The organism is Chryseobacterium sp. CFS15, assembly GCF_031118795.1.
In the GTDB taxonomy this organism is placed as follows: domain Bacteria; phylum Bacteroidota; class Bacteroidia; order Flavobacteriales; family Weeksellaceae; genus Chryseobacterium; species Chryseobacterium indoltheticum.
The window spans coordinates 39,965-54,419 of the sequence record NZ_JAVHYL010000008.1 but is presented as its reverse complement, the minus strand read 5'-3'; the positions used below and the strand labels follow the sequence as shown (position 1 = coordinate 54,419).

Sequence of the window (14,455 nt, the reverse complement as noted above, 5' to 3'; positions counted from 1 at the left end):
ATTCAAACTACTATTTACTTGATCATTAGTTTTTGGATAACCCAGTTGTTGTTAATTTTAATTTTCAGAATATACATTCCTTTTGGAAGATCAGAAACGGTTACCGACTGATCGCTGTTGAGCTGTACATTGAGTTTTTTACCATCCATTGAGTACATTTCTACTGCAGAAGCTTTTTCGCCTTTAATAAAAACTTTTTCAGAAGCCGGATTTGGATAGATCGACAGTTTTGTTTTCGGTGAAAAATCATTTACCCCTAATGTATTTTCTACCGATGGAGCGGAGTAAACTTTGGATGCATCAATTGATTTTACACTCCAATATACCTGCTGAATAGCAGGATCGAGCGTTAAAAACCAGGAAGGTGTGGTCACAATATACTTTGCAACATCTTGTGCTCCTTGAGTCGTCCCTACTTTAATTTCATATTGCAAGGCATTGACCGGAGTTTTATCATCGGTTGCGCCACTCCATGTAAAATTGAATGTATTTCCGTTTTTGTTTAAATGTAAATTGGTGGGAGCTGTCGGCTTTAGATTTGCTGCCGTAGATGTATTTTTATACAGTTTGGTGAATGAATTTAAATCTGGATCAGCCCAGTCGAAACCCGTCATTAAAACATCCAAATGATTGTTTCCGTCATAATCGAAGAGTCTTATGTTTCCTGATCCTCCTAAATTATAGAAAGAAGTATTGCTCGCTTTTGTGAAAGATTGAGAAGACGGATTGTAAAGAAAAACATTCACCGCTCCGTCATTATTTTTATCATCACCAATCACCACAAAATCATAATATCCGTCATTATTAAGATCACCCACATCCACACTCGAAGCAGAAAGTCCTTCTCCGGGAATTTCATGAGTCGTAAAATGTCCTGTTCCGTCATTCATAAAGACTCCAAGATATTCATCATAATTTCCATCCTGACCAATAGCCACCAAATCTAGAAAACCATCTGCATTAAAGTCTGCATAAGCCAATTTCCCACTGGCTAAAGGCAATAAAGTTTGAGATTCCTGAAGTGTGCCATTCGAATTTAAATACACTTTAAAAACCGGATTTGTATCTTTGTCATACCCGAAAATAACTACATCTAAAAGCTGATCGTTATTCAGATCTAAAACTTTAAAACTTCCGTTCTGCGTTCCGGAAAGCCAGGATTGAGTCAATTGAAAACCAGTACCTGCGTTTTTGTAAAAACTTAAATCATAGACAAAACCGGTTCCGTGCACATATTGAGGTCCGTTGATTGCATAATCCTGTTTTCCATCATGATTAAAATCAAAAACCTCTATAGAGCCGTAAACTTTTCCGGCAGTATCTTCAACTTTCGAAAAGCCTGATCCTGTATTTAAAAATAGATAATGCTTATAATTAACAACATCCTGATAACTCAAACCTGTAGAAACAACATCTAGCAAGCCATCGTTATTGTAATCTATAAATTTAATATCTCCTAAATGAGTAACATCTGTACCTAAATTTCCATAAGCCGAAAAAACGCCATTATTATTAATATAAGCTTCGTTAAATGTAACATCTGCACTTCCGTCTGCATCAATATCTATCGCTCCATTATATACAACATCCGGCTTTCCGTCATTATTAAAATCCCCAATATCGCTGGATCCGTAATAGAAATTTTTTATGTTGCTGGAAACTTCAGAAAAAGTTTGAGCCTGAAACATCATGGGAATAAAAAAAGCAAAAACATACAACTTTTTCATTTTATTTTTATTTAGATTAATTAAAAACAAAGATACTGTCAAATATTATTTCAGGTTTAAAATGGAGACTGATATTTATCACATGACCGTATCTGAGAGACTTTAAAGAATGTAAATGAATGGGTAAGTCATTAAAAATGATAAATATTTATTATAAAATTTATACAAAGACTTGTCTATCTAAAAAAAACTTCGTTATTTTGCAACCTCAAATATTATACAAATAAGAACATCGAGATATGTCAAGAATTTGCCAGATAACAGGAAAGCGTGCAATGGTTGGTAACAACGTTTCCCACGCTAATAACAAAACGAAGCGTCGTTTTGAAATTAACTTATTGGAAAAGAAATTTTACCTTCCAGAGCAAGACAAGCATGTTACGCTTAAAGTTTCAGCTCATGGATTGAGAATCATTAACAAGATTGGAATCGAAGAGGCTATCGAAAGAGGCATCAGAGAAGGATTGATTAAAAAGAACTAAAATCATGGCAAAAAAAGGAAATAGAGTTCAAGTAATACTTGAATGTACAGAGCACAAAGAAAGCGGTATGCCAGGAATGTCTAGATACATTTCTACAAAAAATAAAAAGAACACTACAGAAAGATTGGAATTGAAAAAATACAATCCGGTTCTTAAGAGATCTACCCTTCACAAAGAAATCAAGTAATTTATAAATATAATTTACCATGGCAAAGAAAGTAGTAGCAACCCTACAAAGCGGACAGTCAAAAAAAATGACTAAAGTCGTGAAAATGGTGAAGTCTTCTAAATCAGGAGCTTACGTTTTCGAAGAAAAAGTAATGAATGCAGACGAAGTTGACGGTTATTTGAAAAAATAATTCACAACTTTATTTACAATACAAAAAACTACTCATATTTTGGGTAGTTTTTTTGTTATCTTTGCTTTCTGAGCTGGAAGCCAGATGTTGGATGCTGGATGTTTACAAAATAAGACATGATGGTTTTAACATCCAACTTCCTACGCCCAGCTTCCATCATTAATTAAAATTCCATAATTCATACAATGAGTTGGTTTAAAAATATTTTCAAAAAAGAAGAAAAAGAAACTTTAGATAAAGGTCTGGAAAAATCTAATCAGGGTTTCTTTGAAAAAATGACTAAAGCCGTAGTCGGCAAAAGCAAAGTAGATGACGAGGTTCTGGATAATCTGGAAGAGATACTTATTGCTTCAGACGTTGGCGCTTCTACGACCATTAAAATCATTGAGAGAATTGAAGAACGTGTTGCCAGAGACAAATATGTCGGCGTAAACGAATTAGACCAAATTCTACGTGAAGAAATCTCCGGGCTTCTTTTGGAAAACCCTCATGCAGGAAGCGGAAACATTGATACAAGTAAAAAACCATACGTTATTATGGTTGTCGGCGTAAACGGCGTAGGAAAAACGACCACTATCGGAAAGCTGGCTCATCAGTTTAAATCTGAAGGTAAAAAAGTCGTTTTAGGTGCCGCAGATACATTTAGAGCTGCTGCAGTAGACCAGCTTGTTATCTGGAGTGAAAGAGTGGGCGTTCCTATTGTAAAACAGGATATGGGATCAGATCCTGCTTCTGTAGCTTTTGATACCGTGCAAAGCGCCGTTGCTCAAGATGCTGATGTGGTTATTATTGACACGGCAGGAAGGCTTCACAATAAAATTAATTTGATGAATGAGCTTTCTAAAATCAAGAGAGTGATGCAGAAAGTAATTCCTGATGCGCCTCATGAAATTTTATTGGTTCTTGACGGCTCTACAGGACAAAATGCTTTTGAACAGGCCAAACAATTCACGGCAGCAACTGAGGTGAATGCTTTAGCAGTAACAAAATTAGACGGAACCGCAAAAGGCGGAGTTGTCATTGGTATTTCAGATCAGTTTCAGATTCCGGTAAAATATATAGGTGTTGGAGAAAAGATGCAAGACCTTCAACTTTTTAATGGTACAGAGTTTGTAGATTCGTTCTTCAAGAAGAGATAAATTCTCTTTTGAAAACAAATTATTCAAATTATTAACATTAAAAAATTAAAATTATGGGATTTATTACTTGGATTATCTTTGGTCTATTGGCAGGAGCACTTGCTAAAATGATTATGCCTGGAAAACAAGGCGGTGGCTGGCTTATCACGATTATTCTTGGTATCGTCGGTGCTTTCATCGGTGGCCTTATTGGAGTATATATTCTTCACTGGGGTGATGTAGATTCTTTCTGGAACTTCAGAAGCTGGTTCCTTGCCATTGGTGGTGCTATCATTGTACTTTGGCTTTACGGAATGGCTACTAGGAAATAAAAAAATCCTTTAAAAAAATAAAATCCCGATTTGAAAATTTCAAATCGGGATTTTTTATGAACAATATAATTTAGTTGATTTTGATTCTGTAAGGCATTTCCATTTTCACCTCAGATTTTAATTTCTCATCGGTAAGCTGTTCCAGGATTTCATAGTTTGCTTTACCAATTTTGTTTTTGATCACTCTTGCAGAGATGTCGTCTTCATTCATGTCATCAAAAATCTGCTCAAAAGCAGTCATTCTTTTAGGATAAGAAGCAACGTTGTAAGATTTCAAGTTTGCTTTTTGTGCAGCAAATTTCACGGCATCATTTAAAGTTCCCAATTCGTCTACCAAACCGATTTCTTTTGCACGAACTCCGCTCCAAACTCTTCCGCCTCCGATGTTATCGATCTGCTCGAAAGTCTTCTTTCTGTTCTGTGTCACAAAATATACAAATCTTTTGTAAGTACCTTCTACGCTTCTCGTCATTAAATTTACTCCATAAGGCGTAAGACCGTGCAATGAAGAATAATACGCTGAGTTGGCATTGGTAGCAACAATATCAGAACGCACCCCATTTTTATTGGCAATATCTTTAAAGTAAGGCAATACTCCGAAAACCCCGATAGATCCTGTTAAAGTATTCGGTTCAGAATAAATTTTATCGGCACCCATTGCAATATAATAACCACCTGAGGCAGCGTAATCACCAAAAGAAACTACAAGAGGTTTTGTTTTTTTCAACTGTTGAAGTTCAAATAAAATCTCATCAGAAGCATTTGCACTTCCCCCCGGAGAATTAATTCTTAAAACGACAGCTTTTACCTTATCATCTTTCTGAAGCTCTTTGATGTATTTGATATATTTTTCAGAATAAATATCACTGTATTCATCGCCATTATTGATAGAACCTGATGCATACAAAACCGCAACTTTTTCACCAGAGCTGTCTTTATCATCAAATGAATCGATGTATTTTTGAAGTGAAACTTTGTTTAATTTATCCTTTTCAGCAAGACTTAGCTTGGCTCTGATCAATTGATCATATTCACTTTTCTGAATCAGCTTATCTGCCAATTTATATTTTACAGTTAAATCAGGAATCATTCCATATAAGCTGTCAACAACAGTTTTGAATTCCTCAGACTGCATTTTTCTTGAAGCCGCCATCTTTGATGAAGTATTCCCCCAGATATCATTCAATAAAGTACTCAATTGCTCTTTATTTTCGGGAGAAATATCATTTCTTAAAAAAGGCTCAACGGCAGATTTAAACTTACCGTGACGGATTACTTCAATACCGATACCATATTTTTCGGCAAAATCTTTAAAGAAAGTAACTTCAGTTGCCAGACCTTTAAGCTCAATTCCACCAGACGGATTCAGATAATACTGATCTGCAACAGAACCTAGATAATAAGAAGCCTGAGAAACAGAATTCCCGTATGCATAAACAAATTTTCCGCTCTTTTTAAAATCTTCGATGGCATTTCTCAGATCGTCAATCTGCGTAGTTCCTGCATTAATATTATCCGTTTCGATACTTATACCTTTAATATTATCATCATTTTTTGCTTTATGAATAGCTTCTACAGCATCATAAATCAGGATGTTTGTATTTTTATCTTTTAAATTAAAGATACTTTGTTGTTCTTCTGTAGGACTATCAATAATAGATGTCTTTAAATTAATAGTTAAAACAGAATTCTTTTTCACATTAACAGATTTCTCTCCACTCACTGAGCTGATCGCAATCATAATAATAAAAAAGAAGAAAAACACGAAACATAATATGACAATAGCCACTATATTTGCGAATACATTTTTAAAGAAACTCTTCATAAACAATCATTTTCCGATATGTCGCAACATAATGTGGTTTTGTTACTAGGAAGTAACATTGGTGACCAAAAAAATAATATTGACACCGCTTTAAACAAGCTAAGTGAGACCTGTACAATATTAAAAAAAAGTGAATACTTAACATCAGAACCCGTAGAATTTGCCAGTTCTAATATTTTTTGTAATATTGCAACAATAATATCTACTCACCTATCACCTATACAACTGCTTGATTACGTGAAAAAAATAGAAATTGATATGGGTCGGCTTACTGATTCTACAGTTTCAAAAGTTTATACAGACAGAATTATAGATATTGATATTGTGAAGTATGGTGAATTAAAATTTGTATCAGAAAGATTAGAAATCCCTCATAACAAACATCTTTTTGAAAGGGAATTTTCCAGGATATTATTAAAGGATTTTATTTAAAAAAACAAACACATAAAACATATTGTATGAAATTAGGTTTATTATTATTGGCCGCTTTGCCTATTGCTACCTATGCACAGGACAGTATTTCCGTAAACTCTACCAATGAGTATCCCAATACGTTCTCTTCCGGCTCTGCAAATATTCAAAAATTTGACAATAAAGCAAGAAGATTCAGCGATTGGTCTATTTCTGTAGGTGGCGGTGCAGCATTTATGATGAACTCGGATCTTACTTCTTTTTATGATAAAAAGGTTAACTGGGGATACAACAGCTATGTAAGTATCGACAAACAAATCTCTCATACATTCGGAATAAGCCTCGCCTACCAAAGAGGTGAAACCAACCAAAAAGGAATACAGTGGGGTTCTCGTGGTGTAACAGCGGGTGTCGGAGAAGCAAAGACAAAATATGATCAGATTGCTCTATTAGCAGATGTTAATTTGTCTAATCTTTTGAGAAGAGCAGATAATCATTCACCTTACAGATGGGCTTTCCATGGTTATGGAGGAATCGGCTTAATGAGCTTCAACACATCTTTACATGATAATGATGAATTTAGATGGAGCAATTCACCTAGAAGAGTACCTTTGTTTATAGATCAAAAACTTGATATTAGCTCATTTTTTTACCAATTTGGTGCGGGTCTGAAATATAATGTTTCTAGACTTATCGATATCGAAGCCAGAGCAATGTATGTTATCAGTGGTGATGATGAATTTGACGGCGGCGGTTATGCAGAGCCTGCAGATTATGATCCTACCAGTGGTAACTCAAAATATAACATGATCAATGATAAGAGATCAGATAATATGCTTACCGTTAATTTGGGTGTATCATTTAAATTAGGTAAACATATGTCTCACTTAACGTGGCATGATCCTTTACAAGAAGTTTATTACAGAGCAAATGTACTAGAAAATACAGCAAGTGATCTGGTTGTATGTGAGAAAGGGGACAACGATAATGATGGCGTATGTGACGACTGGGACAGAGAATTGAACACTCCTGCAGGAGCGAGAGTTGATGGTGCCGGTGTAGCATTGGATCTGGATCTTGACGGTGTCATCGATTTATATGATAAATGCGTAACTGTTCCTGGGTCAGTTGATAATAATGGCTGCCCAACCAATTAAGCATCAAATAATAATTCATTTAATTAACTAAATAAAAAAATACATACTATGAAATTAAGTTTAGCAATTGTTGCCTTAGCACTAGCTGTTCCTACAGCGAGCTATGCACAAGATTCAATAGCCGTAGTTTCTACCGACGAGTATCCAAATACATTTTCTTCTGGCTCTGCCAACGTTTCACCGTTCACACAAAAATCTAAAAGATTTAATGATTGGGCAGTGTCATTTGGTGCGGGTGTACCTTTACTTCAATCGGGAGATTTAACCTCCATTAAAAACGGTAACGGTAAAAATCTTTTCGGTTACTCTGCTTATGTGAGTGTCGACAAAGCAATTACTCATGCTTTCGGTATTAATTTACAGTATGACAGAGGTGAAACAAGACAAGGTTGGTTCAATACAAAAGATCCTGCTCCTTCTAATAATTTAAATGAAGTAGGTGCAAGAACACAATATGATGCAATCTCTTTATTGGGAGACATTAATTTTTCAAATCTTTTAAGAAGAGTTGATAACAAGTCTACGTACAGATGGGCATTACATGGTTATGCAGGTATTGGTACAATTGCTTACAGAGCATATCAGAAAGATGCCAACGGACAGAGATTAATGACAGAAATTAAACCTTTTAAATTTGGTTCTTTCTTCGGACAAGCAGGAGCTGGACTTAAATTTAAAGTAAACAGAAGATTAGATCTTGAAGGAAGACTAATGTATGTTTACACAGGTGATGATGAATTTGACGGTGGTGGAGCTCAATATAGCGCTATTAATCAAAGAGAAGAGCAGGTTTCTGATAACTTCTTCAACGCTACAATTGGTTTATCTTTAAAATTAGGAAAACACGAATCTCACCTAATGTGGCATGACCCATTACAAGAGATTTATTATAAATTAGATGTTTTGGCTAACAAAAACCAGGATATTGAAGTTTGTAAAAAAGGAGATGCCGATAATGACGGAGTTTGCGACGATTGGGACAGACAACTTGACACTCCTGCAGGAGCAAGAGTTGACGGTGCTGGTGTAGCTCTTGATGCAGATTTAGACGGTGTAATCGATCTTTACGACAAGTGTGTAACAGTTCCTGGCCCGGTAGAAAATCAGGGATGTCCATTGACGCCGACTACTCCGGTAGGACCAATTGACGAAACTGTGACTAACATGGAAGGAATCGAGTTTGATTTAAATTCTGACAGAATTTTACCAAATAACACACCTATCCTAAACAATGCTGTAAGCTATATCAACTCTTCAAGCGGTACCTATACCGTAATTGGAGCAACTGATACCAGAGCTTCTGACGAGTACAACCAAAAATTGTCTGAAAGAAGAGCAAACAGTGTTAAAAACTATTTGATCAAAAATGGTGTAGATTCTTCTAAATTAAACGCTGTAGGTAGAGGTGAAAAAGACCTAAAATACCCAGAGTGTGATCCTGCTACTAAATGTCCTGAATGGAAAAACAGAGCAAACAGAAGAGTTTACTTCGAAGCTAAATAATAAAAAATTCTTATTATATAATTAAAGCCATGCATTGCGTGGCTTTTTTTGTGTCAATACTTTCCTTACATTTACCTTATGATTTCCTCGCACGATTTTAATGAACTTAAAAATAAAACCCTTAAACATTTTTGGGGTTATGATCAATTTAGAGATGCGCAAGAACAGATTATAGACTCTGTTATCAACAGAAAAGACACCTTAGTTCTTCTTCCCACCGGTGCCGGAAAATCATTATGTTATCAGCTTCCCGCTTTGCTGCAGGAAGGAACTTGTCTTGTCATTTCACCTTTATTGGCATTGATGAAAGATCAGGTAAATCAATTAAAATTCAGAGGAATAGAAGCAGAATACCTCAGCTCGGAATTGGATGAGTTTGATGCCGAAGTCATTTATAACAGATGCAAAGACGGTCTCACAAAATTATTATATGTTTCACCCGAAAGACTCACCAATAAATTATTTATTCAACAAATTGAGGAAATTCAGTTGTCATTTATTGCAGTCGATGAAGCGCACTGTATTTCAGAATGGGGACAAGATTTCAGACCCAGTTATCAGAACATTAAAGATTTCAGAAAAAATAATCCGGAAATTACGTGTCTTGCATTGACAGCAACGGCAACTCCAAAAGTTTTAGATGAAATTAAAAATAAACTGGAACTTAGAAATCCACAGGTATTTCAAAAAAGTTTCAAAAGAGACAATATTAAAATTTTCACCGAAGAGATTTCAGATAAATATCAAAAAGTTTTTAACATCCTTAAATACGCTAAGGAGTCGGGAATCATCTATGTGAGAACCCGAAAAGATGCCGAATTACTAACAGAATTTCTTCACAGACATAAAATTCAGAATGTTGATTATTTCCATGCAGGATTATCAACAAAAGAAAAAAACGAAAGACAGAATTTCTGGAACAACAGTGATCAAAATATATTAATTTCCACCAATGCTTTTGGGATGGGAATCGATAAAGATAATGTACGTTTCGTCATTCACTTCTCCCCTTCTCAGTCGATCGAAAATTATTATCAGGAAATCGGGCGTGCCGGAAGAGATGGCAAAAGAAGCTTTGCATTTATGCTTTGGAATAAACAGGAGATTTCAAATTTTGATCAAATTCTAAAAAATCAAATTCCCAATAAAGCTGAGTTTCTAAAGATTATCTCTTATTTGTATTCCAAATTTCAGGTGGCTGAATTTGAGCTTCCCGAAAAAGTTTTTCAATTAAATACTTCAGGAATCCAAAGTTTCACGAAACTTTCAACAGCAAAGATTAAAAATGTTCTGAATTTCCTTCATACCCAGGAAATCATTTTCCACAACAGCAACAAAAGTTTGTCGTCACTCGAACTTCTCATTAAGCCTGATGAAATCGATCAGCTTCCCCAGAAAGATGCTTATTTTATCGAACTTCTTTTGCGTTCCGTTTCCGGAATTACAACACACAAAGTGATGTTTAGCGAGCAAAATGTAAGCAATAAAATAGGAGTGAGTATTCATCTGATCAAAGAACGTTTGAAAGAATTACAGCAGAAAAATTATCTTGAATATATTGATGGAGCTTTGGCAAGTGTAAAATTTTTGAAACCACGGGACGAAAGAGCTATCAACAGCCTGTATTGGAATCTTTTTGAGCATATTCAGAAAAACAAAATCCAGAAGTGGGAAGAGATGAAATTTTTCATCGAGGACAATCAATACTGCAAAATGAAATTGATCCTCTCCTACTTTGGCGAAAAAAACACTAAAAACTGCGGACAATGCACTGTCTGCGAAAAAAACAAACAATCTATCTTTGGTAAAAATGTTTCTTTGGAAATTTTGAATGTTTTAAATAAAAAGCCAGCAACTATTGAAGAAATTTCTGTGCAGTTACAATTTCAGACCAAAGAAAATATATTAGAAAATCTTATTTTCTTATTAGATTCAGGAAAAGTAAAAATGCTGAATTTTAGAACATACGCTTTGACATAAGTAATGAATAATTGGTAATAAGTAATAGCAATTCTAAAATTCATAACTCATAATTTCTAACTTATAACTCAAGAGTTTATCTTTGCATCATGAAATCATTGAAAGTCGTTTTTTTGGGCACTCCGGAGTTTGCAAAAACTGCATTGGAAGCCATTCATCAATCTCATCACGAAGTTGTCGGCGTTGTAACCGTTGCAGATAAAGCAAGCGGACGCGGGCAAAAGATCAATCAGTCTCCTGTAAAAATTTATACTTCCGAAAATAATATTCCTGTTTTTCAACCTGAAAAATTGAGAAATCCTGAATTTTTAGAAGAACTAAGAAAATTAGATGCTGATGTTTTTGTAGTAGTCGCTTTCAGAATGATGCCTAAAGTCTTGTTTGAAATGCCAAAAATGGGAACTTTTAATCTTCATGCTTCTTTGCTTCCTGATTACAGAGGCGCTGCTCCGATTAATTATGCGGTAATTAATGGTGAAGAAAAAACTGGCGCAACCACTTTCTTTATTAATGAAAAAATTGATGAAGGAAATATTTTATTACAGGAAGAAATTCCGGTTTTGGAAAATGAAAATGCAGGAAGTTTGCATGACAGATTAATGGAAATGGGTTCAAAATTGGTCGTAAAAACTTTGGATGGATTAGCCGAAAATTCAATCATAGAAAAACCTCAGCCTGAAGTGGAACATCCAAAAAATGCTTTTAAGATCTTCAAAGAGGACACCAGAATCGACTGGACGAAAAATTCAAAAGAAGTTCATCAGTTTATTTTAGGAATGTCGCCTTATCCGGCAGCTTTCACAACTTTAAAAATTGGTGAAGACGAAAAAGGATTAAAAATATACAATGGAAAATTTGAACTTTCAGATCATGGAAAAGAAATCGGAAGTTTAGAAATTTCAAAAAATGAATTTAAAATCTATACAAAAGACGGAATGTATTTCCCTTCAGAATTACAGTTGGAAGGAAAGAAAAGAATGAATGTTAAAGATTTTCTAAACGGATTTAGAAATTTCGACGAAATAAAAATGGCTTGAGAAAATCAAGCCATTTTTTATTGTGAATTATGAATTGTGAATAGTGAATTTTCTCTGAAGTCAATTAATTTCATTGTCAATTCAAAAACTGCAACAAATTCACTTGCGAAGCAAAATTGACTTTTGACAATTCACATTTTAATATTTCACTTTTAAAGTTGAACCATCTCTGTCACCTCAACATCATAACCTCCAACCTGAGGTTTTACAGTAGGATTTTGAGTGATTACTTTAAATTTATTAATTCCTAAATTTTTCAGAATCTGAGTTCCGATTCCGTAATCTCTGTAATTGAAAGCAGCAGTAGGATGCTTTTGCTGTCCGTCCTGATAATTTAAAAACTGCTGTAATTTTTTTAATGTATTTTCAGAATTAGATACATTATTAATAAAAATAATTGCTCCTTTTCCTGCTTCATTCACCATTGATGTTACTTTTTCCAACAATGGTTTTTCACCGTTATTTAATCTTGTCAACACATCAAAATAAGAATCAGAAGACTGTACTCTTACCAAAACCGGCTCATCTACAGCCCAGCTCCCTTTTGTTAAAGCAAAGTGGATCTGATCGTTTGAAGTTTCTCTGAAAGCAAAAAAGTCAAATTCACCATAAGCTGTGTTTACTTTTCTTTCCTCCAGTCTTTCGATAAGATTTCCTTTTTTAAGTTGATAATGAATCAGATCTTCAATAGATACGATCTTCATATCATGTTTCTGAGCAAAAGCAAACAATTCCGGCAAACGAGACATCGATCCGTCTTCATTCATAATCTCACAGATTACTCCACCTTCTTTCAAACCTGCAAGACAAGTAAGATCGATTGCTGCTTCGGTGTGACCCGCTCTTTTCAGAACGCCACCTTTTCTTGCACGAAGTGGGAAAATATGACCCGGACGCATAAAATCTGTAGGCTTAGACTTTTCATTCATCAAAGCTAAAACGGTTTTTGCTCTGTCCTGAGCAGAAATTCCGGTAGAAGTTCCGTCACCTAAAAGGTCGACAGAAACGGTAAATGCAGTCTCTTTAGGATCGCTGCTTCGGCTTACCATTACATCCAAGCCTAGTTCATCGCATCTTTTTTCAGGAAGCGGCATACAAATAAGCCCTCTTCCGTGAACAGCCATAAAGTTGATCAGTTCAGGTGTCGTTAGTTCGGCAGCACAAAGAAAATCACCTTCATTTTCTCTGTCTTCATCGTCTACCACTATGATTATTTTACCATTTTTAAGGTCTTCAATGGCCTCAGGAATAGTATTTAATTTAATATCAGACATTTTTACTTTAAATTTTCGCAAAGATACTCATAAAAATAAGCATCAACAATTAATATGAGCGGTTTGTGCGACCGCTTTCGCTTAACTATAAAAGTTGCAGAAGATTTTAACAGATGAGTCATATAAGTTTTTAGCCAAAGCTTTGAAAATATTGAGAATACATAATTTTCAAAATGTTTGATTTCATTTTAAACTTAAAAAAATTCTGCGTCAATCTGTGAAATCTGCGGGATTAAAATTAAAACAAAGAATCTGTGGCTTTCCTTATAATCTCATATGACTTCAATCTTTTTTGATGGTCGTAAATATGAGAGTTAATCATTAGTTCATCCACCTGATATTTTTCCTGAAAGTTTTTAATCTGTTCAGCAATTTCATCTTGATTTCCGATAAAACTAAATTTCAATTTCTGTAAAACCATCGATTTTTCCATCGCCGACCAAATTGCATCCATATCTTCAATCGGTGCTGGAAAAGGTTTTCTGTCGTTTCGGATAATATTGATAAATGCCTGAAATAAAGTCGTAGAAAGAAAGTGTGCTTCTTCAGAAATTTCTGCAGCAACACCGTTTACACAAGCTAAAACATAAGGTTTGTCTAAATATTTTGAAGGCTCGAAATGTTCTCTATAAATTTTAAAAGCCATATCCATTTGTTCGGGAGCGAAATGTCCCGCAAAAGCATACGGAAGTCCTAATTCTGCAGCCAACCAAGCACTGTCTGTGCTTGAACCGAGAATATACATCGGAATATCTAAACCTTCCCCCGGAATTGCACGAACTAAAGCGTTTGAATTTTCTTTCGAAAAATATTTCTGTAATTCTAAGATTTGTCTCGGAAATTGCTCATTGATGATTGCCGGATTTCTTCCCAGAGCTTGCGCCGTCAGACCATCTGTTCCCGGAGCTCTTCCCAAACCAAGATCAATTCTTCCCGGGAAAAGTGATTCTAAAGTTCCGAATTGTTCGGCAATAACTAAAGAGCTGTGATTTGGAAGCATAATTCCTCCAGAGCCGACTCTTATTTTTTTTGTTCCGTTGGCGATAAAACCTATCAAAACCGAGGTTGCGGAACTGGCAATGCTTTCCATATTGTGATGTTCGGCAAGCCAGAATCTTTTATAATCTAAATTTTCAGCAAAGTTTGCCAAAGACAGACTGTCCTGAAAAGTATCGTGAATGGTTTTCCCCTGTTTTACGGGAGCCAAATCAAGCACGGATATATTAAAATTTTTCATTTATTAAATTTAA

At 35.1% G+C, this 14,455-nt stretch carries 14 protein-coding genes; 10 read left to right on the top strand and 4 right to left on the bottom strand.

Annotated features, from left to right (window positions below):
* Window positions 1–14: 14 nt before the first annotated feature.
* Window positions 15–1,727 (bottom strand): T9SS type A sorting domain-containing protein, encoded by a 1,713-nt coding sequence (locus OH814_RS13475; protein ID WP_308828501.1) that lies wholly within the window; start codon window positions 1,725–1,727, stop codon window positions 15–17.
* Between the two features lie 239 nt (window positions 1,728–1,966).
* Here OH814_RS13475 and rpmB point away from each other — a divergent pair, with 239 nt between their 5' ends.
* The 5 genes from rpmB to OH814_RS13450 all read left to right on the top strand — a co-directional run bounded on the left by rpmB (window position 1,967) and on the right by OH814_RS13450 (window position 4,018).
* Window positions 1,967–2,209 (top strand): 50S ribosomal protein L28, encoded by a 243-nt coding sequence (rpmB, locus tag OH814_RS13470; protein WP_034760742.1) that lies wholly within the window; start codon window positions 1,967–1,969, stop codon window positions 2,207–2,209.
* 4 nt (window positions 2,210–2,213) lie between these two features.
* Entirely contained in the window at window positions 2,214–2,396 is a 183-nt protein-coding gene (gene rpmG, locus OH814_RS13465; protein WP_027373683.1) for a 50S ribosomal protein L33, read from the top strand.
* Window positions 2,397–2,415: 19 nt separating this feature from the next.
* Window positions 2,416–2,568, top strand: coding sequence for a DUF4295 domain-containing protein (locus OH814_RS13460; protein WP_002976755.1), 153 nt, complete (start codon window positions 2,416–2,418; stop codon window positions 2,566–2,568).
* 185 nt (window positions 2,569–2,753) lie between these two features.
* The gene (gene ftsY, locus OH814_RS13455; protein WP_076560996.1) at window positions 2,754–3,707 is read left to right on the top strand and encodes a signal recognition particle-docking protein FtsY; all 954 of its coding nucleotides are present in this window, start codon (window positions 2,754–2,756) and stop codon (window positions 3,705–3,707) included.
* A 53-nt stretch (window positions 3,708–3,760) separates the two neighbouring features.
* On the top strand, window positions 3,761–4,018 hold the full coding sequence (locus OH814_RS13450; RefSeq protein ID WP_076560995.1) for a GlsB/YeaQ/YmgE family stress response membrane protein: 258 nt from the start codon (window positions 3,761–3,763) through the stop codon (window positions 4,016–4,018).
* A 70-nt stretch (window positions 4,019–4,088) separates the two neighbouring features.
* On the opposite strand, the gene sppA is transcribed toward OH814_RS13450, so the two are convergent.
* Window positions 4,089–5,843, bottom strand: coding sequence for a signal peptide peptidase SppA (sppA, locus tag OH814_RS13445; protein WP_308828500.1), 1,755 nt, complete (start codon window positions 5,841–5,843; stop codon window positions 4,089–4,091).
* Window positions 5,844–5,861: 18 nt separating this feature from the next.
* Here sppA and folK point away from each other — a divergent pair, with 18 nt between their 5' ends.
* From folK to fmt, 5 genes are all read left to right on the top strand, one after another.
* Entirely contained in the window at window positions 5,862–6,275 is a 414-nt protein-coding gene (gene folK, locus OH814_RS13440) for a 2-amino-4-hydroxy-6-hydroxymethyldihydropteridine diphosphokinase (RefSeq protein ID WP_279195808.1), read from the top strand.
* A 26-nt stretch (window positions 6,276–6,301) separates the two neighbouring features.
* Window positions 6,302–7,411, top strand: a complete 1,110-nt coding sequence (locus OH814_RS13435; protein ID WP_123886925.1) for an outer membrane beta-barrel protein — start codon at window positions 6,302–6,304, stop codon at window positions 7,409–7,411.
* A gap of 48 nt (window positions 7,412–7,459) precedes the next feature.
* A complete protein-coding gene (locus OH814_RS13430) occupies window positions 7,460–8,914 on the top strand; it encodes an OmpA family protein (RefSeq protein ID WP_076560991.1) in 1,455 nt (484 codons plus the stop codon).
* A 78-nt stretch (window positions 8,915–8,992) separates the two neighbouring features.
* Complete coding sequence (locus OH814_RS13425; RefSeq protein ID WP_308828499.1) at window positions 8,993–10,894, top strand: ATP-dependent DNA helicase RecQ; 1,902 nt, start codon at window positions 8,993–8,995, stop codon at window positions 10,892–10,894.
* 89 nt (window positions 10,895–10,983) lie between these two features.
* Window positions 10,984–11,931 carry a methionyl-tRNA formyltransferase gene (gene fmt, locus OH814_RS13420; protein ID WP_308828498.1) on the top strand — a complete coding sequence of 316 codons (948 nt, stop codon included), beginning with the start codon at window positions 10,984–10,986 and terminating at the stop codon, window positions 11,929–11,931.
* A 152-nt stretch (window positions 11,932–12,083) separates the two neighbouring features.
* On the opposite strand, the gene ribB is transcribed toward fmt, so the two are convergent.
* Both ribB and OH814_RS13410 read right to left on the bottom strand, forming a co-directional pair.
* Window positions 12,084–13,205, bottom strand: a complete 1,122-nt coding sequence (gene ribB, locus OH814_RS13415; RefSeq protein WP_076560988.1) for a 3,4-dihydroxy-2-butanone-4-phosphate synthase — start codon at window positions 13,203–13,205, stop codon at window positions 12,084–12,086.
* A gap of 238 nt (window positions 13,206–13,443) precedes the next feature.
* Entirely contained in the window at window positions 13,444–14,442 is a 999-nt protein-coding gene (locus tag OH814_RS13410) for an LLM class flavin-dependent oxidoreductase (RefSeq protein ID WP_308828497.1), read from the bottom strand.
* Window positions 14,443–14,455 lie beyond the last annotated feature (13 nt).

Bases quoted from the DNA above. Each gene is read 5' to 3' on its own strand.
- folK (WP_279195808.1), top strand. From the start codon at position 5,862: ATGTCGCAACATAATGTGGTTTTGTTACTAGGAAGTAACATTGGTGAC.
- OH814_RS13475 (WP_308828501.1), bottom strand. From the start codon at position 1,727: ATGAAAAAGTTGTATGTTTTTGCTTTTTTTATTCCCATGATGTTTCAG.
- rpmG (WP_027373683.1), top strand. From the start codon at position 2,214: ATGGCAAAAAAAGGAAATAGAGTTCAAGTAATACTTGAATGTACAGAG.
- OH814_RS13425 (WP_308828499.1), top strand. From the start codon at position 8,993: ATGATTTCCTCGCACGATTTTAATGAACTTAAAAATAAAACCCTTAAA.
- fmt (WP_308828498.1), top strand. From the start codon at position 10,984: ATGAAATCATTGAAAGTCGTTTTTTTGGGCACTCCGGAGTTTGCAAAA.
- ftsY (WP_076560996.1), top strand. From the start codon at position 2,754: ATGAGTTGGTTTAAAAATATTTTCAAAAAAGAAGAAAAAGAAACTTTA.
- OH814_RS13410 (WP_308828497.1), bottom strand. From the start codon at position 14,442: ATGAAAAATTTTAATATATCCGTGCTTGATTTGGCTCCCGTAAAACAG.
- OH814_RS13430 (WP_076560991.1), top strand. From the start codon at position 7,460: ATGAAATTAAGTTTAGCAATTGTTGCCTTAGCACTAGCTGTTCCTACA.
- sppA (WP_308828500.1), bottom strand. From the start codon at position 5,843: ATGAAGAGTTTCTTTAAAAATGTATTCGCAAATATAGTGGCTATTGTC.
- OH814_RS13460 (WP_002976755.1), top strand. From the start codon at position 2,416: ATGGCAAAGAAAGTAGTAGCAACCCTACAAAGCGGACAGTCAAAAAAA.
- rpmB (WP_034760742.1), top strand. From the start codon at position 1,967: ATGTCAAGAATTTGCCAGATAACAGGAAAGCGTGCAATGGTTGGTAAC.
- OH814_RS13450 (WP_076560995.1), top strand. From the start codon at position 3,761: ATGGGATTTATTACTTGGATTATCTTTGGTCTATTGGCAGGAGCACTT.
- OH814_RS13435 (WP_123886925.1), top strand. From the start codon at position 6,302: ATGAAATTAGGTTTATTATTATTGGCCGCTTTGCCTATTGCTACCTAT.
- ribB (WP_076560988.1), bottom strand. From the start codon at position 13,205: ATGTCTGATATTAAATTAAATACTATTCCTGAGGCCATTGAAGACCTT.